Annotated in this window: 23 protein-coding genes and 1 riboswitch; of the genes, 16 read left to right on the top strand and 7 right to left on the bottom strand. The window is 41.5% G+C overall.

Annotated features, from left to right (window positions below; all coding sequences use genetic code 11):
• Positions 1-89: 89 nt before the first annotated feature.
• The 8 genes from L1611_RS06560 to L1611_RS06525 all read left to right on the top strand — a co-directional run bounded on the left by L1611_RS06560 (position 90) and on the right by L1611_RS06525 (position 7,494).
• A complete protein-coding gene (locus L1611_RS06560; protein ID WP_236312298.1) occupies positions 90-584 on the top strand; it encodes a hypothetical protein in 495 nt (164 codons plus the stop codon).
• Positions 585-678: 94 nt separating this feature from the next.
• Entirely contained in the window at positions 679-2,001 is a 1,323-nt protein-coding gene (locus L1611_RS06555) for an MFS transporter (protein ID WP_407681709.1), read from the top strand.
• A complete protein-coding gene (locus L1611_RS06550) occupies positions 1,976-3,109 on the top strand; it encodes a serine hydrolase domain-containing protein (RefSeq protein ID WP_236312297.1) in 1,134 nt (377 codons plus the stop codon). The genes L1611_RS06555 and L1611_RS06550 overlap by 26 nt, the downstream gene beginning before the upstream one ends.
• A 19-nt stretch (positions 3,110-3,128) precedes the next feature.
• A complete protein-coding gene (locus L1611_RS06545; RefSeq protein WP_236312296.1) occupies positions 3,129-3,686 on the top strand; it encodes a pyridoxamine 5'-phosphate oxidase family protein in 558 nt (185 codons plus the stop codon).
• An 8-nt stretch (positions 3,687-3,694) separates the two neighbouring features.
• On the top strand, positions 3,695-3,898 hold the full coding sequence (locus L1611_RS06540) for a nucleotidyltransferase domain-containing protein (protein WP_236312295.1): 204 nt from the start codon (positions 3,695-3,697) through the stop codon (positions 3,896-3,898).
• A 211-nt stretch (positions 3,899-4,109) separates the two neighbouring features.
• Entirely contained in the window at positions 4,110-5,363 is a 1,254-nt protein-coding gene (locus L1611_RS06535; protein WP_236312294.1) for an MFS transporter, read from the top strand.
• A 16-nt stretch (positions 5,364-5,379) separates the two neighbouring features.
• Positions 5,380-6,051 carry a hypothetical protein gene (locus L1611_RS06530; protein WP_236312293.1) on the top strand — a complete coding sequence of 224 codons (672 nt, stop codon included), beginning with the start codon at positions 5,380-5,382 and terminating at the stop codon, positions 6,049-6,051.
• A gap of 174 nt (positions 6,052-6,225) precedes the next feature.
• Positions 6,226-7,494, top strand: a complete 1,269-nt coding sequence (locus L1611_RS06525; protein WP_236312292.1) for a LysM peptidoglycan-binding domain-containing protein — start codon at positions 6,226-6,228, stop codon at positions 7,492-7,494.
• A gap of 149 nt (positions 7,495-7,643) precedes the next feature.
• Here L1611_RS06525 and bioB read toward each other — a convergent pair whose 3' ends face one another.
• From bioB to L1611_RS06510, 3 genes are all read right to left on the bottom strand, one after another.
• The gene (gene bioB / locus L1611_RS06520) at positions 7,644-8,636 is read right to left on the bottom strand and encodes a biotin synthase BioB (protein WP_236312291.1); all 993 of its coding nucleotides are present in this window, start codon (positions 8,634-8,636) and stop codon (positions 7,644-7,646) included.
• 12 nt (positions 8,637-8,648) lie between these two features.
• Complete coding sequence (locus tag L1611_RS06515) at positions 8,649-9,227, bottom strand: biotin transporter BioY (protein WP_236312290.1); 579 nt, start codon at positions 9,225-9,227, stop codon at positions 8,649-8,651.
• A gap of 225 nt (positions 9,228-9,452) precedes the next feature.
• Positions 9,453-10,316, bottom strand: a complete 864-nt coding sequence (locus L1611_RS06510; protein ID WP_236312289.1) for a LysR family transcriptional regulator — start codon at positions 10,314-10,316, stop codon at positions 9,453-9,455.
• 108 nt (positions 10,317-10,424) lie between these two features.
• On the opposite strand from L1611_RS06510, the gene L1611_RS06505 reads away from it, so the two are divergent.
• Positions 10,425-11,738: an MFS transporter gene (locus L1611_RS06505; RefSeq protein WP_236312288.1), complete on the top strand. Its 1,314-nt coding sequence runs from the start codon at positions 10,425-10,427 to the stop codon at positions 11,736-11,738.
• A gap of 22 nt (positions 11,739-11,760) precedes the next feature.
• Positions 11,761-12,366: a class I SAM-dependent methyltransferase gene (locus tag L1611_RS06500; protein ID WP_236312287.1), complete on the top strand. Its 606-nt coding sequence runs from the start codon at positions 11,761-11,763 to the stop codon at positions 12,364-12,366.
• Positions 12,367-12,400: 34 nt separating this feature from the next.
• Here L1611_RS06500 and L1611_RS06495 read toward each other — a convergent pair whose 3' ends face one another.
• Together L1611_RS06495 and L1611_RS06490 are read right to left on the bottom strand one after the other, a co-directional pair.
• Positions 12,401-13,102, bottom strand: a complete 702-nt coding sequence (locus L1611_RS06495; protein ID WP_236312286.1) for a DUF4396 domain-containing protein — start codon at positions 13,100-13,102, stop codon at positions 12,401-12,403.
• Positions 13,103-13,231: 129 nt separating this feature from the next.
• Complete coding sequence (locus L1611_RS06490) at positions 13,232-14,326, bottom strand: GerAB/ArcD/ProY family transporter (RefSeq protein WP_236312285.1); 1,095 nt, start codon at positions 14,324-14,326, stop codon at positions 13,232-13,234.
• Positions 14,327-14,861: 535 nt separating this feature from the next.
• On the opposite strand from L1611_RS06490, the gene L1611_RS06485 reads away from it, so the two are divergent.
• Both L1611_RS06485 and L1611_RS06480 read left to right on the top strand, forming a co-directional pair.
• Positions 14,862-15,119, top strand: coding sequence for a Ger(x)C family spore germination protein (locus tag L1611_RS06485; RefSeq protein WP_236312284.1), 258 nt, complete (start codon positions 14,862-14,864; stop codon positions 15,117-15,119).
• A 318-nt stretch (positions 15,120-15,437) separates the two neighbouring features.
• Positions 15,438-15,671: a hypothetical protein gene (locus L1611_RS06480; protein ID WP_236312283.1), complete on the top strand. Its 234-nt coding sequence runs from the start codon at positions 15,438-15,440 to the stop codon at positions 15,669-15,671.
• Positions 15,672-16,112: 441 nt separating this feature from the next.
• Here L1611_RS06480 and ltaS read toward each other — a convergent pair whose 3' ends face one another.
• Together ltaS and L1611_RS06470 are read right to left on the bottom strand one after the other, a co-directional pair.
• Entirely contained in the window at positions 16,113-18,041 is a 1,929-nt protein-coding gene (gene ltaS, locus L1611_RS06475) for a lipoteichoic acid synthase (protein WP_236312282.1), read from the bottom strand.
• Between the two features lie 194 nt (positions 18,042-18,235).
• Positions 18,236-18,808 carry an LOG family protein gene (locus L1611_RS06470; protein ID WP_236312281.1) on the bottom strand — a complete coding sequence of 191 codons (573 nt, stop codon included), beginning with the start codon at positions 18,806-18,808 and terminating at the stop codon, positions 18,236-18,238.
• Positions 18,809-18,970: 162 nt separating this feature from the next.
• On the opposite strand from L1611_RS06470, the gene L1611_RS06465 reads away from it, so the two are divergent.
• The 4 genes from L1611_RS06465 (at position 18,971) to L1611_RS06450 (ending at position 23,898) form a co-directional block, all read left to right on the top strand.
• Complete coding sequence (locus tag L1611_RS06465) at positions 18,971-19,534, top strand: beta-class carbonic anhydrase (RefSeq protein ID WP_236312280.1); 564 nt, start codon at positions 18,971-18,973, stop codon at positions 19,532-19,534.
• Between the two features lie 475 nt (positions 19,535-20,009).
• Positions 20,010-20,160, top strand: a riboswitch (cyclic di-AMP (ydaO/yuaA leader).
• A 128-nt stretch (positions 20,161-20,288) separates the two neighbouring features.
• A complete protein-coding gene (locus L1611_RS06460; protein ID WP_236312279.1) occupies positions 20,289-20,954 on the top strand; it encodes a potassium channel family protein in 666 nt (221 codons plus the stop codon).
• Positions 20,955-20,957: 3 nt separating this feature from the next.
• Positions 20,958-22,274 (top strand): TrkH family potassium uptake protein, encoded by a 1,317-nt coding sequence (locus tag L1611_RS06455; protein ID WP_236312278.1) that lies wholly within the window; start codon positions 20,958-20,960, stop codon positions 22,272-22,274.
• Between the two features lie 271 nt (positions 22,275-22,545).
• Positions 22,546-23,898, top strand: a complete 1,353-nt coding sequence (locus tag L1611_RS06450) for an aspartate aminotransferase family protein (RefSeq protein WP_236312277.1) — start codon at positions 22,546-22,548, stop codon at positions 23,896-23,898.
• The last annotated feature ends 3 nt before the right edge of the window (positions 23,899-23,901 follow it).

The following is a 23,901-nucleotide window of genomic DNA, read 5'->3' as shown; positions in this document are numbered from 1 at the left end:
CTCCACTTTAATATTATGTAATATCTGATAGAGAAAGGAGGAATGGTTTGTGAACGAAAAGGACAACCTTATCGGAGTAAAGTATTATTATGATGAATGCGATTGTAAAAAGAAGGATGACAAGAAGAAGGACCATAAGAAAAAACATCATAAGCATAAAAAGAAGCATCATAAAAGCAGCTGTAAGCACGACCATAAAAAGAGCAGCGGTAAATGCAGCTGTGGCAAGTTCGACTGCAGAAAGAGCAGCGGTAGATATGACGACTGCAAAAAGAAGCGAAGCTCTGGGTATGACTGCAAAAAGAAGCGAAGCTCTGGCTATGATGACTGGAAAAAGAAGCGAAGCTATGGCTATAGCAGCAAGACTGGTAAATCAAAATATAATCCAAGTTTTGATTTCAAACATGATGATTGCAAAAAGAAGCACAGCCACTTCAAATGTGATTGCTTCAAGGTGCATGGTTCTGGCAAATGGGATGACCATGACTGTAAGTTTGACAAATTTGATAAATTTGATGACTTCAAAAAGAAACGAAGCAGCTGTGACTGTAAGCGTGTCTGGGAACTATTCTAAAATCTCCTGATCTCTTAAAAAACGAGTGTGGTTGTTCACACTCGTTTTTAATTCTTATCAAAAACTTCAATATTTTCTATTGTGAAATTGTGGAAGTTGAGTTAATGTATATAGAAATCTCTTTGGAAGGTGTGATGTATTTTGGGACAACAACTTATCGTGTATGGAAAAAGGAGTGGAAGAATCCGTCTTTACTTTTAGCGGGAATCGGAATCTCTAACCTAGGGGATTGGATCTACCTTATCGCATTGAACCTGATGATTTTGAATGTTTATGGATCAGCTGCAGCTGTCGCTGGCCTCTATCTTCTGAAACCATTCGCTTCGTTATTGACCAGCTTCTGGTCAGGCAGTATCATCGACCGATTCGATAAACGGCGAATCATGATCATGCTCGATGTGATCCGTGCTGGATTAGTCGCCTTCATCCCGTTCTTTTCCTCAATCCTGTTAATCTATCTTTGTGTACTTCTGGTCAATATGGGAAGTTCATTTTTCCATCCGACGGCCACAACTTATATTACTGAATTGGTACCCGGCAAGAGGAGGAAACGCTTCAACTCGTTACATAATCTAATGTCCTCTGGTGCTTTTGTCATTGGGCCTGCAATAGCGGGAGCCCTAGTTTTCATCGGCTCACCAGAGCTTGCAATCTATATGAATGCACTGTCGTTTCTGATATCCGGATTGATTATCGTATTTTTACCAGGCATGGATACAAAAGGCTTGCCTGCAGGTGAACGGCTTGACTTACAGGTCATAAAAGAAGATTGGAGAACAGTCTTGTCGTTCAGTAAAAAAGCAGCATATGTTATGGGCGTTTATGCTCTTTTCGAAATCACGATGGTGTTCACGGCTGCGCTGGATTCTACTGAGGTCGTATTTACAAGAAGGGTGTTGGGGCTCACAGAGGGAGCTTATGGGGCATTGGTCAGCATTGCTGGAATCGGATTCATTGCAGGTTCTGTGTTTGTCACGATTTTTGCCGATAAAATCCCGTTGCGCCATCTTATCGGGATAGGGACGTTGATGAGTGCTGTCGGGTATCTCATTTATGCGTTCTCAACATCTTTAGTGGGAGGTTCAGTCGGTTTTTTCATTCTGTCATTCGCATTGGCAGCTGGAAACACAGGATTCATCACTTTCTATCAAAACAACCTGCCAGTCGGAATCATGGGACGGGTGATAAGTATTATCAATGTGTTCCAATCGCTTTTCCAAATAGTCCTCATCATCGTCATCGGATTGGCCGTTGAGGTATTCACCATTCAAACGGCTGTAATCGCAGGGTCATTCCTTATGCTGTTGATTGCAATCACGTTGGTGTGGTTGACGACACTACCGACCAAAACAAAGTACTTTATGGATTCTAAGCTTACAAGTGAATTAAGGAGGAAAGAGAATGCCAGAAAAAACGGAACAACTTGAGAAATTGGTTACCTATCTTAACAGTCAGAAATTGATCAGTGGCGCGTTATTAACTGCGGAAAAAGAAAAACCTGTCTTTATCAAAACATTGGGAAAAGCCAATGTGGATACAAATGAGAACATTCACAAGGAAACGATGTTCGAAATAGCATCCCTGACAAAATCATTTACAGGTATGGCGATCATGATTTTACAAGAACAAGGTAAATTGGACGCTCAAGATCTGATACATATGTATATTCCAGAGTTCCCATATCAGGTAAAAGGAATTAAAATCCACAACCTTTTGACGCATACATCTGGTTTACCGGATTATATAGAAATATTTGAAGAACATTGGGACCGGAATCGAATTGCGTGCAACAAGGACATCATCGAATATTTCATTGAAAATGAGCCTGAACTTATCGGAGATACGGATGAAAAATTCGAGTACAGTAATACGGGGTACATCTTGCTTGCAGAAATCATTGAAAGATTGAGCGGTCAAGCATATGGTGATTTCAAAGATCATATTTTCGACCCGCTTGGAATGACACGGACTAGAGCGTTTGCACAACGAATGGAAGAACCGATTGAAGGATATGCAAAAGGTTATATTTATTTTAAAGATGAAAATAGATTCGAGTTACCTGATGGAATCGATCAGCACGCCTACGTTTATTTCTTAGATGGAGCAAAAGGTGATGGCCAAGTCAGTTCGACAGTCAATGATCTGTACAAATGGACGGAATCGTTTAAAACAAATCGACTTGTAAAAACCGAGACAATAAAGCAAATTTTTCAACCAACTCAATTACAAGATGGTCGTCGCTCTCATTATACCTATGGTTTCCATTCCGAAATGAATGCCGGATATGGCTATGGATGGAAAATAGAAAAGGATGAAAAACTCGGTAAAATAATTACTCATGATGGTTATGGTGCAGGATACAGCAGCGGTATAGTCATATATCCAGATCACGAAATCACCATCATCTATATGAGCAATCTGGATTATAGTGATGGTCCACTCAATAAGACCCATCATGAAATCATGCTCGAAATAGAAAACATCATGTTCAATCGTCCATTTAAGTATCCTGTACTTCAAAATGTAAAATCCTAATTTTAAAGGAGAGAGGAATATGGGAAAGCAATATTCAGAGATTCATAGGGAGCACATGGATTTCATCAGGAAACAGCATCTTTTTTTCGTCAGTACGGCACCTTTATCAGCGGATGGCCACGTGAACGTTTCACCAAAAGGATATGATACCTTGCGTATCCTATCTCCAACTGAAGTCGCGTATCTGGATCTGACAGGAAGTGGAAATGAAACGACCGGCCATATTGAGGAGAACGAACGGATCACCTTCATGTTCTGTGCATTCGAAGGTCCTCCACAGATCTTGAGGCTGTATGGTAACGGGAAAGTGATCCTGCCTGATTCAGAAGAATGGGGAACATACATCAAGCATTTCGACCCTCTTCCAGGCATACGACAGATCATCACAGCAAACATCCACCGAGTTTCAACGTCCTGTGGATACAGTGTTCCGTTCATGGAGTATGTGGGTGAGCGGGAGACATTGAATATCTCCAATACGAAAAAAGCGTCGAAGCTTGAAAATTACCGACGTGAAAAAAATGCCAAAACGATTGATGGACTTGATACGACTATTGGGAAAAACCTGAGGAGTTGATGATATGTGTGGGATTTGAAGCCAGAAATTCAGGACTGTCTGAAAAGAGAAACCAGATCATAGGGAGGATTGAAGAGGATCTGGCCAAAGATAAAAACGTGTTAGGCCTGTTTTATGGAGGTTCAATCGGAACTGATCAAACCGATCCATATTCGGATATAGATTTACGGGTAGTCATTAAAGATAAAAGTATCAGTCTTTCCTCCATCTAATAGGGATGACGCTTGATGGAACCCTGCATGATCATCTCTGGATAGGAGACTGGTGGCGGGATACGTCAATCTACAGTCTTTCGACGCATGACTGGAGAGAGAAAGAAAAGTCGTACAACCAAAGTAGTAGAAAAGTTGATACCATCACACGATTCGTAAACAACGAGCAAATCATATAATTGAGGTAACAAATAGAGAGAGAAGGTATATCATGAGATTCAGGGATTTTCATAAGAACATCAAAATCCGTATCATTGAAACGTTTATGAGTCGTTTTGTCGGAAGTATGATCTTCCCGTTCATGTCGATTTATCTGGCGGTCCATTTCGGTGCTAAGATTGCAGGGCTTTTATTGTTGATCAATGTTTTCATCGGGATTGGAATCAATTTTATAGGGGGATACTTCGCTGATCAATTCGGTCGTAAAAAGATCATGCTGTTTGCAGAAATATTGAGATTTTCCGCCTTTTTCATCATGATGGTCTGCAACTCACCATGGTTCTTTTCCCCAGTGATCACATTCATGATGATGACTGTCAACAGCATTTGCTGGGGGCTTGCCGGCCCTGCGAACTCTGCGATGCTCATCGACGTCAGTACACCTGATCAGCGAAAACTCATGTACTCGATCACATACTGGGCGAACAACCTTTCTATTGCCATAGGTGGGATATTGGGTGCATTCCTATTCAAGGATTACTTGTTCCAGTTGTTCCTGGCATTGACGGTAGTCACGGGAGTGGTTGTCTACCTTGTTGCGTTCTTGATCGATGAAAGCTATGCACCAGTCAGCTCTGTGTTACGGCCGCAGGAGCATGTCTTGCAGTTATTCTCGAATTATAAAAAAGTCTTGCATGATCGTCTGTTTGTTCTATACGTCTTCGCTGGTGTCTTGATTTTATCGATGGAGTTCCAGTTGACGAACTACATAGGAATCAGGTTGAGTTCGGAAATGCCAGTCCAACAGTTTTTGTTCTGGAAAGTTGACGGCGTACAGATGATGGGTTTTTTGAGGAGTGAAAATACCATCCTTGTAGTATTGATGGCATTGCTCGCCGCGAAGCTGATTACGCCGTTCCGAGACAAATCCGTCCTGGTCGGAAGCTGCTTCATTTTTACGATCGGATATGGGGTGATCGCCTACTCGAATAACATACTGCTTTTATTGATTATGATGGCAATCTTGACGGTCGGGGAGGTTTGCCGGGTACCGGTTGAACAGTCGTACATGGCAGCGATACCCCCTGATGATGCACGAAGCTCATATATGGCATTCAACGGTCTGAAATATAACCTGGCGATGTTGATCGTCTCTATCACGGTAACGATCGGGGCTATCCTGCCGTCCGGAATCATGGCAATCTTCATTACGGTCATCGGTTTGACTGGAACGTTGATCTATTACTTGATCAGTCCAGGTCTGGATGCACGGAAACAAGAAGTGGAAATAAAGCAAGCGGGTTAAAAAGAGGAAGGGTATTATGGAAAAGCGGGTTGCAGGTCTGATAGCTGTCGTGATTGTAATGTTCAGCGGATATTTTGTTTATGGAAAAATGGCAGATGACACGTATGAAGGGATGGCAATCATACCTGAAGAGAATGAAGATATACCATTATATAAAGGGTTGGTACCTAATCGAAATACTTATACAATAAAAGGGGACCACCGGGAAGATATCTACAAATACTATTTGAAAGAACTTCCTGTAAATGGTTGGATATTGGATGATGCCGCACTTGATGATAATGATTGGAGGGGTTTTCGTTCAACATGGATTAAGAATAAATTCGATGGTGAGCTTCATTTATCTGTGTCTTATAATGAACATGGTAATGAAACTGAAGTGATCTTTGATAAGACACCAAGACATACTTCTACGGAATGGGTTAAAGAAGTACCTGGAATGGTTTGTATTTATGAAAATCCGGATGATCGAAATTGCCGTAAAATAAATAATCCGGAAAGTATTAAGAGGATTGTCCATCTTCTCAATTCCAGCTTGGATTGGAACGAGGCAATAGGGCTACGTGAAAAGATGAGTTTACTAATGATAGGCGATTTGAAGGTAGAAGTCCATTATGAATCGGATAAAGAGGTGTATTTCCGCTCTCACAAAGGGATCAAAATTATGAAACCCGAACTGGAATTTTGAATACACAAATTTATCATTAGATTGAAACTTTGTAAAATCGTTTTTACAGTAGTAAGAAGCTCCCGATTTGGGGGCTTTTTAACCTGGACCTTCAAAAGTTGTGGGAGTGCAGCATGACCTCATACCTCTACTAATATGTATATAGAAGAGGACAGAATGATGTGGGGGATGCATATGGCGATTCATACGGTCGTATCCGGGGATACATTATGGAGGATTTCGAGTATCTATGGGGTACCCATTCCTACCATACAGCTGGTGAATGGATTGACCTCGGATGCACTCGTACCTGGATTGAATCTCTATATTCCGGACGAAAGCCTGCCCGAGAGGTTTTACCAGATCAGAGCAGGGGATACGTATTGGAAGCTGTCACTGCTATTCCGGACGACAGTCCAGGCAATCATCGCAGCCAATCCTGGTGTTGACCCTGACGCACTGCAAGTAGGTCAACGCATCCGTATCCCGACTCAATTGAAATACCCGCTGCAGACGCTTGTGTTCATCGATGCTTGGGACCAGTCCCCTTATCAGAATATTTTACGGGAGATTTCCGGAAATATATCTTATCTTGGCATTTTCACTTACTCATTCAACCGTCAAGGGGCTCTTATCCAACCGAATGATGAAGCTATCATACAATATAGTAAACAATTGAATATCAAACCGTTGTTGGTCATCAGCAATTATGAACAAGGCAATTTCAGTCCGGATTTGGCTGATGTTGTTTTACAGAGTACAACTGTCAGGGGTACACTGATCCGGAATCTTGTCACTACGGTTACTAACAAAGGTTTTGCTGGGGTAAGCATCGATTTTGAATTCGTGCCTCCGACAAGAAGAAATGAGTTCACTGCCTTCTTGCGGGAATTGAAAGGGGCCCTTGGAACGAGGATTATGCAGGTCAATGCCCATGCAAAAAGCAGTGATATGCCGTCGAACCGTTTAGTCGGATTTCTCGATTACAGGGCGATTGGAGAAACTGCAGATATAGTATCGATCATGACGATAGACTATGGCTATGCGGTCGGGCCTCCTGATCCCATCGCCCCTGTCTGGTGGGTCGAACAGGTGTTGATGTATGCAACTGGTCAGATCAACCGTCGTAAAGTCATGTTGGCAATGGCCCTGTATGGGTATGATTGGACGCTACCTCATAAGCAGGGAAATGTAGCTCGGTCGATCACTGCGAATAATGCCCAAAATCTGGCGATAGCGAATTGGGTTCCTATTACATTTGATCTCTCAGCACAAGCTCCGGGATATATTTATAGAAGAGATGGTATAGAGCATGCGGTATGGTACGAGGATATAAAAAGTTTTGTCGCAAAGTACGCCCTTCTCGAAGTATATAACCTGCTCGGAGCCACATACTGGCGTCTACGTTATCGATTTCCTCAAAATTGGGTTTATTTGGATGAAAACGTCGAAGTTGTGAAATGATTCGGTTGAGTGGAAGGGTGTCGGTTAATGTGGAAAACCCACGGTGAAATTTCCCGTGGGTTTTTCTTAAAAGGTAAGAAAGTATAAAAATTTTGTTTACGAAGATGGAATCTCTAGCTCCCACGCCCAACCACTTGTAATCGTTAGTTTCAACTGACAGGTACTTTGACGTAATCAATTTCAAAGCCGAGATCTTCAAGCATTTCGTGATCCTTTGTACTGTCCTGGCCCGCTGTCGTCAAATAATCACCGACAAAGATGGAGTTGGCTGCATACAAACCAAGTGGCTGGAGGCTTCTTAAATTCACTTCACGTCCGCCTGATATGCGGATTTCTTTTGTTGGATTGATGAATCGGAATAGAGCCAGTACCTTCAGGCAATACCTTGGATCGAGCTCATAGGTCCCTTCTAATGGAGTGCCATCAATTGCATGTAGGAAGTTTACCGGAATTGAATCTGCATCAAGGACTTTCAAACTGTGTGCAACATCGACGACTTCCTGTTTCGTTTCTTTCATTCCGACGATCACACCTGAACATGGCGAGATGCCAGCATTTTTCGCAATATTGACAGTAGAGACGCGATCATCATATGTATGGGAGGTCGTGATGTTGTCATGATTCGTCTCGGCTGTATTCAAGTTATGATTATATCGATCGACACCGGCAGCTTTCAGCCTGGCCGCTTGGTCAGGTTTCAATATACCGAGGCAGGCACAGATTTTCAATTCGTAATTCTCTTTGATTTCTTCTACCGCGGATACGACAGTATCGACATCACGGTTCGTCGGGCCCCTTCCGCTGGCAACTATACAATATGTCCCGACATTCATTTTATGAGCTTGTTCTGCTCCATTCAGAAGGGTCTTTTTTTCAACCATCGGATAGGAGTCGATCGGTGCATCGGAAACGATCGATTGAGCACAATAACCACAGTTTTCGGGGCATAGTCCTGATTTCGCATTCATGATCATATTAAGCTTCACTTTATTCCCATAATACGTTTTCCGGATTTGGTAGGCTGCATAGAGTAAAAGCAAAAGTTCTTCATCAGGTGCATCCAAAATGGATAAGGCTTCTGCATCGGTAATTTCCCCGCCAGAGATTACATGGTCTGCGAGGTCATTCCATTTTGTTGTCATTTCACCACTCCTTTAAGCTGCAGATTTTTTGATTGTACGGGAGGTTTTTGAAAGAGTACGGTTGAGTCTTGGTGCAATAAGGCCTGCACACACTGATAAGAGGATGTCTTTCGGGAGCGGTGCAAGCATCCATCCCCAGGCCATTTTGTACGTGAATCCTTCAGGAGCATCCGCCCATACCTTCATTGCTGCAAACATCCAGTTTGTCCCCGCTGCATAGTTGATCACCATACCGACCAATGCTGCAATCAGGTAACTTTTTTTACTGGAATTCGATTCAACGATTTTTCCAGTTATATAAGCTACTAGAATGAAAGAAAGGATGAATCCGAACGTCGGCTTCAGAATCATGCCGAATCCACCGCTGAATTGGGCGAACACAGGGGCTCCGGCTAGCCCGATCACAGCGTAAACCGTCATCGATATCGCACCTAGACGACTTCCTAGAATCATGCCGGCCAGAACACTGAAGAACGTTTGTAAGGTTATTGGGACACTCCCGATTACAAGGAGGGAGGTCAGGTTTGCGCCGACTGCCATAAGAGCGGCAAACACAGCAGCAAGTGTAATATCAATCGGTTTCAGTTTCATAAAAGTCTCCTCCAAAACATAGTTATCTCTCTAGTAGAATATAAGGAAACTCAAAAAATATGTCAACTAAAATATTATAATGGTTTACAATTAAGCTGTACCAAGTGCTTTCAAAATTACAGGGTTTGTTCAAAAACACGAACCAATAGCATGATAAGGGAATTTTTGGGGATTGGATAATGAAAGGGCTTTGACTTAGGTGGTGATTCCACCACCTAAATCTCCTCAGGAAGGGACGACTTCTTCAATCATTTTACCTTTTGATCGATAATGCTGGATCATTTCATACACGAGGTCGGATTTGGTGACAAAATGGAGTGTTCGCTTAAGAACAGCAGGCTTCAAGCGACGGTAAACGACACCTTGATGCTGGACGTGTTCCGCCTGGATTTCAGGTATGAATGATAAGCCGACTCCTTCTGCTGTATAACCGAGGATCGTTTCATAAGGCGTTTCGAGTGCCAGTTGATATGAAAGACCATTTTCCTTATACATGTTTTCAACTTTAAGGCGTGTTTCACAAGGGATCAGCGGAAGGATGATTTTTTCCTGATTAAGGTCATCAAGGGTGATCAGAGGTTTTGGAGCAAATAAATGATCACTCGGTATTGCCACTAAATATTCTTCCTCAAATAACATAAGATCCCGAATGCCATCCCCTTCTTCAAAATCTTGAATGAATGCACCATCGATTTCACCTTTATGAAGGGACTCCAATAATTGTGTGCTCCTGCTTTCAAGCACTGTAAACAGTTGATGTGATTTCATCTGTTTTGCGATTTTCGGAAAATAATAAGATGCCATTGTCGGCAATGATCCGAATCGAAACGTAGTCGGATTGATGGTTTCGTAAATGACGGAATTGAGTTGTTCGACTAACGGTCTGATTTTCTTAAGAAAGAGCCTTCCTTGCTCAGTCAGCCGGATACCGATATTCGTCCGGACCATCAAAGTCTGATTCAATGATTTTTCAAGCTGTTTCAATTGTTTGCTCAGTGCAGGCTGTGAGATGAAGAGACTGTTTGAGGCCTTTGACATGCTGCCTTTTTCCGCAACTTCAATAAAAAAACGCAACTGTTGTAAAGTCATGTGAGCCACCTTCCTGGTTATAACGGATTGTTATAGCAATTATACCATAATGATTATTCTGGGAGTCGGAATTTTGAATTAATATGGAGGGTAGATGGGGGTGATTTGATGAAAGGACCAGTAGCAATCGGTGAGCAAGGACAGCAAACAGCCTATAACAAAAAAATACATTATGCATGGATCATCCTTGCCCTGGCGTTCCTGACTCTTTTGACTATACAGGGGATCCGTTTATCATTCGGTGCTTTTATCGAACCTTGGGAATCTTTCTTTCAGACGAACCGCGGATTGATCTCCATGGTAGGGATGGTCAGCTATATCATATTCGGTATTTCCCAGCCGGTGATCGGTAAGGTCGTCGATCATGTCGGTCCCAGAGCAATCTTTATCGGTAGTGTGATATTCGTTGGTACGGCGATGTTCATGACGACATTTGCAAACCATCCGTGGCAATTATTCCTTTTATACGGTATCATTGCATCAATCGGTTTTGGTGGAGCCTCGCAAGTAACCGGAACTGTCGTCATTTCAAACTGGTTCCAGAAAAAGCGCGGACTTGCACTCGGTATTTTGTCGGCTGGAACAGCTGCAGGTCAGCTATTGATTGTCCCATCGACGCTCAATTTCATCAACTGGACCACCTGGCAGACGGCTGTATTATCGTATGGGTTGTTCTTAATGTTGATTTTTCTTCCACTGCTCGTGTTTTTCATTAAAAACCGGCCAAGTGAAATGGGTTTGCAACCATATGGGTACACAGTGAAAAGACCAGCTAAAACTATTCAAATGCCGGTTCGTGCACCAGGTATGTTCGTTTTCTTCAAGGTACTGAAAAAGAAGGAGTTTTGGTTTTTGATGCTTCCATTCTTCGTTTGCGGTGTGACGACAAGCGGATTGATCGATACCCACTTGATTCCGTTTTCAAAGCATCATGGTGTTTCGAATGCCGTCATCAGTTGGACGATCGGGCTTTTAGCTGCATTCAATTTTGCAGGGACGATCACTTCTGGTTATTTATCGGATAAGTGGGATTGCCGGAAGATGCTCGGGTTCTTATATGGCCTCCGCGGTTTAACCTTGGTGTTGCTGCTCATCATCGGTGGTTTTTCAGACTTAGCGGTGTTCTTTCATCATAATCCGGCTATGTTGATCTTATTTGGCATTTCGTTTGGAATCGTCGATTTTTCCACGGTTGCCCCGACGATCAAGCTTGCTACAGAGTATTTCAAAAACTACAGCATCGGGCTTGTGGTAGGTGGGTTGTTTCTCAGTCACCAGATTGGTGCAGCACTCGGCTCTTACTTGCCAGGAATGTTATACGACATGATGGGGAATTACCAGCAATCGATCATATATGCGATTCTTATTCTTGTCGCTGCTGCAGTCATGAGTTTCCTGCTGCCGCAACCTGAAAACAGCTGATGAATGGAAAGGGGGCGTCCTGATGGATAAAGACGCTCACATTCGAAAATTCGATAAGCAAGCTAAAAAATATGAAAAGCTGCAAAAGAAAGATCCTACAGCCAGATTTCGGAAAAGGATCATTCCTGATGCAGATGGGAAGACCCTGGAGGTTGCGATCGGCACTGGTTTGAACCTTCCTTATTATAGAAATGTAACCGAATTGACAGGGATCGATTTCAGTTCTGAAATGCTGAATGCAGCCAGTAAAATCACTCATTCCTATCCGTTCGAGATCAATCTGGAACAGGCAGATGTCGAAACGATCCATTTTGAAAAGAACAGCTTCGATACAATCGTTTCTTCCTTATCCTTCTGTTCTTACGAAAACCCTGTGCAAATATTGAACCGCTTCCAAAGGTGGAGTAAGCCGGATGGGAAAGTATTGATGCTTGAACATGGGAAAAGTACGAATCGAATGTTAAGAGGGATCCAAAGAGGCATTGATCCGCTTGCCTATAAAATGATCGGCTGCCATCAACAAAGGGATATTATTGGTTTTGTGGACGAATCACAACTGGAAGTGTTGAAGGTAGAAAGGGCACTGGCAGGTTTGATTTATTTCATATGGGCAAGACCACAAAAATAGGGAGCTGACCATCAATGAGGTCAGCCCTTTTCCGTTACATGCTATGTTTTATGCCTTTTTGTACTAAAAGCCAGTTTGCCGGGAAGCTGGATGCGGTGCCAAGTATCATGGCGATCTGCATCATGAACCAGTAGGTCATCGTATCTGGTTTAGGTGGTTCTGTAAATAAGTAAAAATGAACGATTGCCATCCACCCGAACATACCGACTTCAAACGCGATCAGAGCAAATGTATCCGCTTTGATCGCTTTGATCAGACCCTTTTTCCAACTGATTTCATGCCCCATTTTCCGGCTCATTGGGACGATGGAGAAAACCTGGAAGAAGATCCCGAAAAGATAGGCGAGAATAAATTCCACTGTGTAATGGGAAAATAGGACCGAACCAGCAATCGTTAATCCGGTCATTGCCACAATAGGTACACCGACAGCGTCTCCGAAAGCACATCCACTGGAACAATGACTCGTTGAAACGAATACCCCTTGCCAGCGAGGTTTATCCCCATGCATCTCCCCACCATCGCTATTCTCAGCGACATTGTCATGATGATCGGTTTGCTTGGCCCTGCCAATTTTCCAATAGGCATAGATGCCAAGAGGACCAAGGTAAAGTCCGTTGATCGGCCATACGATATTCATGATCCCCATCGATTGTGGATTTTTTATTACATCAATAAGAATATAAAGAGCAGACAAAATTCCTAGAATGACTGCGAGATAAGAAATGAAGGTCAACAAAACGACAGTTCCCTCCTAGAAAACATGTTACATAGAAAATACCCCATATGCGTATCAGATAAACGGATGATTCTCAAGATTCGCGCAAAAAAAACCTGCCCTCATCATTGAAGGCAGGTTCAACCTTTTTTACTGCTTGGTTACGCCTCTTCTTACTTTCGATACTCCTAATAATATAATCGGAATTACCAAACCCATCGTTCCAAAATAAAAAACCATCCATTTAATAAACTCAGCGGTATACACAATATCTGGGTAAACAACTATTGAGAGAACAACCAATATCATCCCTAAAGGGAATGTCAAAACCTTATAATCCTTTAACTTTAAAGTATGAGCTAGGGACAAAACAGACGCATAAAAACAAATGGCTAATTTAATAAATATAGAAATAAACCAAACACCTGCTATTACAGCTTCAAACCGTTGCAGAATATTCCCAATATTTATTTTTTGGGAAAGAGTAAAAGTCGGATAAAATTGCCTAGCTGTTATATCTACCCCAAGAACTAATATGGAAACTACTGTAAATATAATTAATAGAATTCCTCCATTTAATGCCCCCGAAAAGAATTTTTTTTCCGCTCCTTTCTTCTTTTGTATATAAGGAATAATCATTAGAAAAACAGAAAATTGGAAAAAAGGAACGGCGATGAAAGGGAGACTCGCTCGAACTATGGTTTTTACTCCGCTCTCAAAAAGAGGTTGTATATTTGAAAATTTAACTTCAGGGGTAAGAGCGATCAACAGTGTTAACATCATAATAATTAACCATGGATAAAATATTTCTGCTGTCCGAGCCAACGTCTCAAGTCCTAAACGAATCCCCATGATCACAACAACAATAAAAATAATTAAGAGAGCTTCAAGAGGGGTTTCCGGCATAAGGAGCGTTATTACGAAGTCACCTACATCCCGAAGAACAAAGGCAGAAATCATATAAAAATTAAAGAAGAAGGCTAAATTAACTAATTTTCCTATCCATTTTCCTAAAATGACTTCCGTATATTGAGCAAAATTTAAATGAGGATAAAGATTCGCAACGGAAGTAATGAGTTTAACAACCAACAACCCAATCACTACTCCAAATCCAGCAGCAATCCAAGCATCTTGTTTTGCTTCAGCCGCAAGAGATGAAGGAATGTAAAGGACAGAACTGCCTATAGTAAATACGAAAACAAATATCTGAAATTGCCTTACTGATATCACACCATTTTCAAGCATACTTATACCTCTTCCGGTAAAGTTGTATCTTTCCAATTTATTCTTAATAGTATTAGCTCTCCTATAAACTATTAAACATTTCTAGCTTCTGCGAAAAAGAACGTAACAAGGACTTGCGTTATTTAGCTAAGCTTTTGTTAAACATTACTGCCCACCTGCCCATCAATGACAAACTTAACAAAAGCGAGGTTCGGGAAAAAATATCCAAAACGGGTTTTCCGGTTAGTGTATTTTTAAACGGTTTAAGTTTATTCAAAGCGATTATACATACAGTGCATTTTAATTTTAAATCTACAAAAATACGAATGAGCTTACCTATTGGCTTCATCAACGATTTCATTCTACTCATACCTCTTTCATGATATTAGGACAATTAAAACAAAAAATGCTGAGGACTTATTTTATCTAAGTTTATATTGTTTAATTCAGGAAATAATGGATGAAAACGTGATAGAGGGTAGAAAAATGAGATTTTTTAAAAAGTTGTTTAAAAGTCGAATCCTTGTCTACACAAACAGAAGGGCAAATTAAATAAGTGTCTGAAAGAAAATATACATACTATAAAAATGCACGGGAAGATACATTAGATTTTTTGTCAAGGGACCGTGAACTTAGAACATTCTTTTACAATGTGGTCGCGAAGGATTCGAAAGTAGAAAATGCGTTAAAAGTAATGACGGGATTGGAAAATATTCCAGCAAGTAAATTATTTTCATCTCTCGAAATATCGGAAAAAGTATGGGAGCATTCAATAACTGTTACATTGGATGAACTAATTGCAGATTTTTGGTGAAGAGATTCAACTTTCGAATCCAGATGGGATAAGAATAAAAAAAGAGTGGGACAAGAAATGTACTGCATGCGGTAGGAATAAAAAGATGTCAAGATAAGACGGGCGGGTACTATAGGAATCCCCCCTTGAAAAAATCAAGAAGTGGTGTTGGTCGGGACTGAAGGAAAAAGGACCATATGAAAGCTATCATTTATATATAATACCGAACGACAGGATTCAGAAATTTGTGGAATTTTCCGTAAGTATGAAGGTAGATTTCAAAATATGACGAGTAGGTAGTGGGGTGTCCTTCTAAAAGAAGGAAGGGAGTATATCTGTATGATTGCAATCTTAGGAATCCTTTTAGTAATTATTGTGATTGTGTATATCGAAGTTCCTTCCCTTTTGAAAAAAGGATTAAAAAAAGAACTATGGGTATTTGGGATTCTGCTTCTTTTTGGGACAGGGTTAAGTATAGCTCAGGGATTACAGGTAGATATCCCGAATCCTATGGATTGGATCAAATTTGTTTATAAGCCATTTAGTGATATTCTATACGGTTTATTGAAGTAAAAAGGAAAGGCGGGAAAGAGATGCAGGAAAAAAGTAAAATTAATGGAAGGCAATTTACATTATTGGTGGTTATGTTTACGATTGAAAGCCCTCTCTTATAGGCCACCATGCTTACTTCCGAAGATTTAATAAGGGCCAGTTTAAATGCAAAAAAAGAAGCAAATAATGGTGTGATAATAATAACAAAGTCAACAGGATTGTTTGCACCTACATAACAAACTAAATTCCACAATACCAGCTAATAGAAGATCATTTGGGGGCTTTAAAGGAGTAACCGGAATACCTCCAATAAAGTTCTATAAAGCAAAAAGACTCGTCAATTCGACGAGCCATTTTTAATTATATAAAGCCATTTCAATGACAAAATATATACCATTTTAATTAGTAATTTTGAAATCACCCCTCCAAACGGAATGGTTTAGACAACCCCAGACCCAAAGATTATTGTGTTTGATCCTTACTGTAATCGTAATCGGATGGGTCTACAGGGTTGAATCCTTTTGGTTTGTAAAAACGCAAGAGGTCACTGTAGACGATGTTATCGGATAATTCCAGTTCTCTTCTTCCGAATTCATCAGCATCCTTACAAAACTTATTCTTAACAGCCTGACCTGTCGGATTTTCATAACATTTATCATTGATGGATGAATATTCCGGCGTCATCACGTCGCCGTTGCGGAATGGGACGATTTCCCGATGCTCTGATGAGAGCAGGTCAGATCCGAATGATAAAAATGGTTCATCTTCAATTCCCAGTAGATGCAATACTGTCGGGCGAACATCGACTTGCCCGCCGTATTCATGGACCTGTTTTCCTTTAACACCAGGAATGTGAATATAAAGCGGTACTCTTTGAAGTTGTGCATTCTTATAAGGTGTAATCGGTTCTCCTAACACTTGTTCCATCGCTTTATTATGGTTTGTGGATATTCCATAATGGTCGCCATACATGACGACAATCGTGTTCTCATACAATCCAGATTCCTTCAGATCATTGAAGAACTGCTCAACAGCCTGGTCTGTATAATGAGCAGTCTGAAAGTATCCATTTACCACTTCATCTTCGGTTTCAGGTGTTGGGAAGTCGACATCTCCTTCATCCATTTTGAAAGGGAAATGGTTCGACAAGGTGATCATTTTTGCATGGAAAGGTTGTTCCAGGTTTTCAAGATAAGGGATAGACTCTTTGAAAAAAGGTTTGTCCTTCAATCCATAGTTGATGACATCTTCTTCATTCATGTCATAATACGCAGAATCGAAGAATTTCTCGATTCCGTAAGCTTTGTAGATATGATCACGGTTCCAGAAGGTTTTGGTGTTTCCATGGAAGGAAGACGTCGTGTATCCATGCTGCTTCAAAATAGCCGGTTGAGCCTGGTACGTATTTTGTGCCTTCTCCATGGATACGGCTCCACTCGGTAATGGGAAAAGGGAATTGGCTATCATGAATTCCGCATCAGATGTTTTCCCCTGACCTACCTGATGGAAGAAGTTATCGAAATAGAACGTGTTCGGATCGTTCGTCAGCTGATTGAGAAAGGGTGTCACTTCCTGACCGTTGACTTCTTCACCGATGACGAATGTCTGTAAAGACTCCAAAGAAATATAAATGACGTTCATATCTTTTGCTGCACCGAAATATTCTTCATTCGGCCGCGTCTGGTTCGCTTCAATGAATTCTTTGGCTTCAGACAGATCATCACTGCTTGCCATCGCACGTTGCGTCGATGATTTAGCTGTTACAATTGCATCGTATATTTGATAATTGTATTGTCCGATATATTTTACAAGATAGTTCCGGTCGAATGAGCGTGTAAGCAATTGCGGCCGATCCGTTTCTGCAAGGCCAAGGTTTGTAGAAAAGATCAGTATCGCCGAAACGAAAACCAGACCGGCTTTTTTCCTTGAAATCGGTGGTTGGTGGCCAATGATCTTGAACAGTACCAAACCTATTAAGAGGAATGTATCTGTAAAATAAAGCACATCCGTAAACTTCATAAGTGCTAATGCACTATCACCTAATTCACCAGCACTATTTGTGTGAAGCACTGTCGGAAGTGTAATGAAATCATTGAAAAATCGGTAATAAGCTACATTGGCATATAATAGGAACGATAATAGGAAATTGATTAGCAAGATCGCACTGACTCTCTTTTTCCCAGCCGTCAATAAGGCGATACCGAAAAAGAATAGGGCCGAGCTGATCGGGTTTATGAGCAATAGGAATGATTGCAGCGCATTTTTGATTTCCAATTCAAATTCAATTTGATAAACCACATATGTCTTCAGCCAAAATAAAATGACTGCGACGAAGAAGAATGCATAGGGCTTATTGAAAAAATCCTTCCAGTTCTTATTCATTTGTATCATACAACTCACCTACTAAGATGTTTTTTCGAATGTAATTAAATAATACCCAAGAAAATGGGCTGAAAACAGGCTATCACTTTGTAATTCAACATTGATCGGCATCTTATAGTTTATTCGTATGTCATGCCGGAAAAGAGAGCGTATGGAAAAAAATGAAAAAAGAAGGATTAATAACCTTAAACAAATGGAGGTCGTCAGTCCCATTTATCAATTGAAGTGACTTCCTGCTCATTCAAACGAGTTAAAAGTATTCCAGCCTCTTCTTCGATCACAGTTTGCTCCAGGTGCTGCTTCTTTACGAAGCCCTCCTTATACATATGCTCAAGCATCTGATAAAGCGGGTCATAAAAATGATCGATATTGAAAAGCCCGAGCGGCTTCAGATGATAACCCAGCTGGTTCCACGTCATGACCTCGAACATTTCTTCCATCGTTCCGATTCCACCAGGCAGGGCTATGAATGCATCTGCGAGCTCATACATGAGAGCTTTCCGTTCATGCATCGTATCGACGATTTTCAGTTCTGACAATTCCAGATGGCCAACCTGCTCATATATTTTTCGCGGTATGATACCGGTCGCCTTTCCGCCGTGGCTCATTACAGCATGGGCGAGTTCACCCATCAATCCCGAGTTGCCGCCTCCGTACACGAGCTTAATATCACTCTCCGCCAATAAGGCACCTAACTTTTCAACGTTTTCCCGATAAGTCGGGCTCGTCCCGAAACTGGACCCGCAAAATACACAGATAGACGAAAATTTGTACATATCGTTCGTACCCCCTTAATTACAAATGATTATTCTTAGCCTATAAAAAATTTAGCTTAATAAGAACAAAATTCGGAGCAGACCTTTGAAATTCCTCTAAACAACTTATATATTAGTTATAAGCGGGTTTTGACTAATCTTATTGAAGAGAGGGACTTAATTATGCCACTATTAGATGAAATTTTGAACTATAATGAATCGTTTGTTGAAGAAAAAGCTTATGAACCCTATCAAACATCAAAACTTCCAGACAAACGCATGGTTGTTGTTTCTTGTATGGACACGAGATTAGTGGAACTGTTGCCGCGATCGATGAATTTGCGGAATGGTGATTTCAAATTGATCAAAAACGCCGGGGCAATCATTTCTCATCCTTTTGGAAGCGTAATGAGGAGTATACTTGTAGCCGTATATGAGCTGAGCGCCGATGAAGTATTCGTGATCGGTCACCATCAATGCGGCATGAACAGTATCGAGCCGCAAAAAATGATAGGCCACTTTAAAGAACGTGGAATTTCAAATGATACGATCAATACCTTGAAGCATTCTGGCGTTGACCTTGAAAAATGGTTGAGCGGCTTCAACAGTGTCGAAGAAAGTGTAAGAAATAGTGTGGATATGGTGCGCAATCATCCCCTATTACCTGATGATGTTCCAGTTCATGGGCTTGTAATCGCCCCTGACACCGGGAAATTGGATCTCGTCGTTGATGGTTATGACAGATAATCAAGATTAAGGGCTGAACACTGAGGTGTTCAGCCTTTTATGCATTATCCCGACAAATGAGGGTATAAACGCTACAATCCCAAAATTATCTCAACAACTCGGAAATTATCTCGACAACTCGGAAAATATCTTGAAAAAACCGAAATTATCCCGACAACTCTCAAAATTATCCCAAAAACCATTCTAGGTGACTGAGATTATTGTTCTGATAAAGGAAAGAGACGATGCAGTTAGTAAATGAAAGTTATTCAACATAAATGCGTAAATATAAGTTAATATGATTGAATTTGGCTTCAAACGGCTCTTTACATCATATGTAAGACAGGAGTAATATTAGGGACATCTTAAAAATGCTAATGTTTATTTTTACGAAATTCACTCCCGATTTGTCAAACTGAGGGGGCTGACTGACTCGCTTTTCCCGCAAGAGTGCAGTGAATTTCACTTAAAATTATTTATCTAAATAACGTGTTTCTTATTCTTATCGCTTAATTCATTGATGGAGCGGGGGACCCGATTTTCACGTGGCGGACGTCACTAGGGGTGAATCCTTTGTTAGAAAGGTAGGGCGACTCTTTACGCCCGAATCCGACAGCTAACCTCGTAAGCGTTTGAAGAGAGGATGATGAACGTGCTCAAAAGCCAATGACCACGGGTATTCTACCTCTGTGGTTTTTTGTATGCTTAATTATCATCATAACAAATTGATAAATGTAGCATCATAAAGAATAACAGCTGAGAAGGGGAAATTATAATGGCCGCAACCCAAAAACAAATCGGATTAATCGGACTAGGAAACTTTGGAGGAAGCTTATGTAAGGAATTTGAGGATCTGAACGCTGAAATTCTTGCGATTGACAGGAATGCCGATAAAGTGGACGCCTATTCATCTATGGCGACACATACTGTCGTTGCTGATTCTACTGACGAAGGAGTCCTGAAATCTCTAGGCATCCGCAATTTCGATCTCGTCATCGTCTCTCTTGGTGATGACATCCAATCAAGTATTTTGACTACCCTAGTTCTAAAAGAAATCGGTGTAAAAACTGTATGGGCAAAAGCGCAATCCAAATATCACCGGATGGTATTGGAGAAAATCGGAGCAGACCGGATCATCCATCCTGAACGGGATATCGCTAAACGGCTTGCTCACCATGTTGTTTCAGAAAAGATCATCGATTATATCGAGCTATCACCTGACCATAGTATTGTAGAGCTGATCGCTACAAGAAAAGTGAACGGAAAGTCTTTGGAAGAGTTAGGGATCCGTTCTAAGTATGGATGCAATATCGTCGGAATTAAAAAAGGGGTCGAAATTATCGTTTCTCCTGCTGCGGATATCCGATTGGAAGAAGGAGATACTTTGATCGTCATCGGAGCGAATTCGAACTTGAACCGATTTGAGGAGAAAGGATTGTAAGGGATGAGTAACGTCAAACTCTCACCACCTCAATTTTTAGTCGTTGTATTTATGGTATTCATCTTTTTAGGAACATTACTTTTGAAAATACCCTTTGCTAGTAATGAGCCGATAAGTTGGTTGGATGCCTTGTTTACTTCGACATCTGCAATGACAGTCACAGGGCTGATTACTGTCGATACTGGTTCGGCATATACTGTATTCGGTGAATGTGTAATTATGTTATTGATCCAAGTTGGTGGGCTTGGAATCATGTCTTTTGCGATCTTGATCTTCATGATGATCGGGAAAAAAATCGGCATGAAACAACGAATGTATGTACAGCAAGCACTGAATCAGACGACAATCGGCGGTGTCATCCTTCTCGTTAAAAGGCTTTTTATTTACTCAATCATCAGCGAATCAATTGCCGTCATATTCCTGACGATAAGATGGGCTCCTGAGATGGGTTTTGGACAAGGTTTGTATGCGAGCGTGTTTCATGCCATTTCTGCATTCAACAACGCTGGTTTTTCGATCTGGTCGGATAGTCTGATGGGGTACGTAGGAGATCCTGTGATCAATATCATTATCACCTTCTTGTTTATTACGGGGGGCATTGGATTCACGGTTTTGTCCGACTTGTGGGCGGAGAAGGAATTCAGGAATTTAAGTCTTCATACGAAATTGATGCTTATCGGTTCATTGGTCATCAATGTCATTGCTTTCTTGTTCATTTTCATTTTCGAGTATAATAATCCCGCAACCCTTGGACCGTTATCATCAGGTGAAAAGATTCTCGCTTCTTATTTCCAAGCTGTCACACCACGAACGGCAGGATTCAATACATTAGACATCGGAAGTATGGAAGACTCTTCAATCATCCTAATCCTTCTTCTCATGTTTGTTGGAGGAGGTAGTGCTTCTACTGCTGGGGGCATAAAGCTGACGACCTTCTTGATCATCTGTTTCGCTGTCTTCACTTTCTTAAAAGGAAAATATGAAATCGTCATCTTGCGGAGAACGATCGATCCACACCTTTTATTGAAGGCGTTAGCGATTGCTACGATAGGTCTTGCGTTTGTTTTTACAGCACTCCTGGTGTTAAGCGTCACGGAAAGACATACTTCAATGCTTCCACTTATTTTTGAAGTGTTTTCCGCTTTCGGAACGGTAGGATTATCAATGGGAGTGACAGGCGAGCTTACAGCCATCGGAAAAGTCATCATCATTCTGATCATGTTCATAGGCAAATTAGGGCCATTGACATTAGCCTTCTCATTAGCAAAACAAAGTTCTGAAAAAATCAGATACCCTAGAGGAGATGTTCTGGCAGGTTAATATGTCGAATGGGTCTTTAGTCTTGGTTGTTTTTTATACACAAATTAAATATTGATAAGTGAAAAACACTGTCCTGACGGGCAGTGTTTTTTTATATTATCTATTCTTTGATCTGTTAATTAAAACTTATGAATCAATAAACCAAGCTCCTGATGAACGAATTTAGTGAGAATAGTTCTCAAGTATCATTGACGATGATAATCATTTTCAATTAGTGTAGTGTTATCGCGAATGAAAATCATTATCAACAAAACCAGAAAGGAAGATTCAGATGATCGTAATGGAGAAAACATCAAATAAATCTTTATTAGCACAACAAGAACGACGCGAATCGAACGCAAGATCCTACCCTCGGAGGATACCGATCGCCATTGAAGAAGCAGAGGGAATATTCGTTACTGATGTTGAGGGGAAGCGCTACTATGATTGCCTTGCAGGGGCAGGAACACTCGCCCTCGGGCACAACCATCCCGTCGTAATCAAAGCGATGGAACAGATTATTCAGGATAAACGACCCTTACATACTTTAGACCTCACTACTCCCGTAAAAGAAGAGTTCGTGAGTGAAATGTTCTCCTCACTTCCAGACCAATTGAGAGACCGGGCGAAGATCCAATTTTGCGGTCCAACAGGCGGAGATGCGATTGAAGCTGCATTGAAGCTTGTGAAAACTGCGACTGGAAAAAGCTCTATCCTTACCTTCCAGGGTGGATATCATGGTTCGACGCACGGTACGATGGCGATCAGCGGTAACCTTGGACCGAAAGAACGAGTTCAAGGTTTAATACCAAATGTACACTTTCTGCCTTATCCATACGAGTATCGTTGTCCATTTGGAATAAAAGGGGAAGAAGGCCATAAGATCAGCAGCCGATATATCGAGAACCTCCTGGATGATCCTGAGAGCGGTATCCTGCCCCCTGCAGCGATGATCCTGGAAGTCGTCCAAGGGGAAGGCGGATCGGTTCCTGCCCCTTTAGGATGGCTTCAGGAAATGAGACGTATAACGAAAGAACGGGGTATTCCGTTGATCATTGATGAGATCCAAACCGGTATCGGACGGACAGGTAAGTTCTTTGCTTTCGAACATGCCGGGATTTTACCTGATGTCATCGTCCTCTCAAAAGCGATCGGGGGCAGCTTGCCATTATCGGTCGTGATTTATGATAAAGATCTTGATCAATGGGAACCGGGCGCACATATCGGAACATTCAGAGGGAACCAGATGGCAATGGCCACCGGTACGGCTACCCTCCGGCACATCAAAGATAAGAATCTTACTGAACATGCGGATCGAATGGGGGACAAGTTCCAGGTCTTGCTTAAGGAATTACAGGAAAAGTACCCGGAAATCGGTGATGTGAGGGGACGCGGTTTGATGATAGGAGTAGAAATGGTTGATATTTCTAAAGCCCAGGCATCGAATGGAAGCCACCCTGCCAATCCGGGGCTGGCAAGCCAGGTCCAACGTGAATGCTTCAACCGTGGTCTCATTCTCGAGGTCGGTGGTCGGCATGGTTGTGTCGTGCGGGTACTACCTCCTCTGATCATTACAGAACAGCAAGTTGACGAAGTAGCCTCGATTTTCAAAAATGCAGTGACCGCTGTTCTTGGGGAACGGTGATCC

The sequence above is a fragment of the Pseudalkalibacillus salsuginis genome, assembly GCF_021646685.1.
In the GTDB taxonomy this organism is placed as follows: Bacteria; Bacillota; Bacilli; order Bacillales; family Fictibacillaceae; genus Pseudalkalibacillus; species Pseudalkalibacillus salsuginis.
This window is presented reverse-complemented; position numbering and strand designations above follow the sequence as displayed.

What these genes read in the sequence shown, in the direction of transcription:
- L1611_RS06560 (WP_236312298.1), top strand. Translation starts at nt 90, where the DNA reads ATGATGAATGCGATTGTAAAAAGAAGGATGACAAGAAGAAGGACCATA.
- L1611_RS06555 (WP_407681709.1), top strand. Translation starts at nt 679, where the DNA reads ATGTATATAGAAATCTCTTTGGAAGGTGTGATGTATTTTGGGACAACA.
- L1611_RS06550 (WP_236312297.1), top strand. Translation starts at nt 1,976, where the DNA reads ATGCCAGAAAAAACGGAACAACTTGAGAAATTGGTTACCTATCTTAAC.
- L1611_RS06545 (WP_236312296.1), top strand. Translation starts at nt 3,129, where the DNA reads ATGGGAAAGCAATATTCAGAGATTCATAGGGAGCACATGGATTTCATC.
- L1611_RS06535 (WP_236312294.1), top strand. Translation starts at nt 4,110, where the DNA reads ATGAGATTCAGGGATTTTCATAAGAACATCAAAATCCGTATCATTGAA.
- L1611_RS06530 (WP_236312293.1), top strand. Translation starts at nt 5,380, where the DNA reads ATGGAAAAGCGGGTTGCAGGTCTGATAGCTGTCGTGATTGTAATGTTC.
- L1611_RS06525 (WP_236312292.1), top strand. Translation starts at nt 6,226, where the DNA reads ATGGCGATTCATACGGTCGTATCCGGGGATACATTATGGAGGATTTCG.
- bioB (WP_236312291.1), bottom strand. Translation starts at nt 8,636, where the DNA reads ATGACAACAAAATGGAATGACCTCGCAGACCATGTAATCTCTGGCGGG.
- L1611_RS06515 (WP_236312290.1), bottom strand. Translation starts at nt 9,227, where the DNA reads ATGAAACTGAAACCGATTGATATTACACTTGCTGCTGTGTTTGCCGCT.
- L1611_RS06510 (WP_236312289.1), bottom strand. Translation starts at nt 10,316, where the DNA reads ATGACTTTACAACAGTTGCGTTTTTTTATTGAAGTTGCGGAAAAAGGC.
- L1611_RS06505 (WP_236312288.1), top strand. Translation starts at nt 10,425, where the DNA reads ATGAAAGGACCAGTAGCAATCGGTGAGCAAGGACAGCAAACAGCCTAT.
- L1611_RS06500 (WP_236312287.1), top strand. Translation starts at nt 11,761, where the DNA reads ATGGATAAAGACGCTCACATTCGAAAATTCGATAAGCAAGCTAAAAAA.
- L1611_RS06490 (WP_236312285.1), bottom strand. Translation starts at nt 14,326, where the DNA reads ATGCTTGAAAATGGTGTGATATCAGTAAGGCAATTTCAGATATTTGTT.
- L1611_RS06480 (WP_236312283.1), top strand. Translation starts at nt 15,438, where the DNA reads ATGATTGCAATCTTAGGAATCCTTTTAGTAATTATTGTGATTGTGTAT.
- ltaS (WP_236312282.1), bottom strand. Translation starts at nt 18,041, where the DNA reads ATGATACAAATGAATAAGAACTGGAAGGATTTTTTCAATAAGCCCTAT.
- L1611_RS06470 (WP_236312281.1), bottom strand. Translation starts at nt 18,808, where the DNA reads ATGTACAAATTTTCGTCTATCTGTGTATTTTGCGGGTCCAGTTTCGGG.
- L1611_RS06465 (WP_236312280.1), top strand. Translation starts at nt 18,971, where the DNA reads ATGCCACTATTAGATGAAATTTTGAACTATAATGAATCGTTTGTTGAA.
- L1611_RS06460 (WP_236312279.1), top strand. Translation starts at nt 20,289, where the DNA reads ATGGCCGCAACCCAAAAACAAATCGGATTAATCGGACTAGGAAACTTT.
- L1611_RS06455 (WP_236312278.1), top strand. Translation starts at nt 20,958, where the DNA reads ATGAGTAACGTCAAACTCTCACCACCTCAATTTTTAGTCGTTGTATTT.
- L1611_RS06450 (WP_236312277.1), top strand. Translation starts at nt 22,546, where the DNA reads ATGATCGTAATGGAGAAAACATCAAATAAATCTTTATTAGCACAACAA.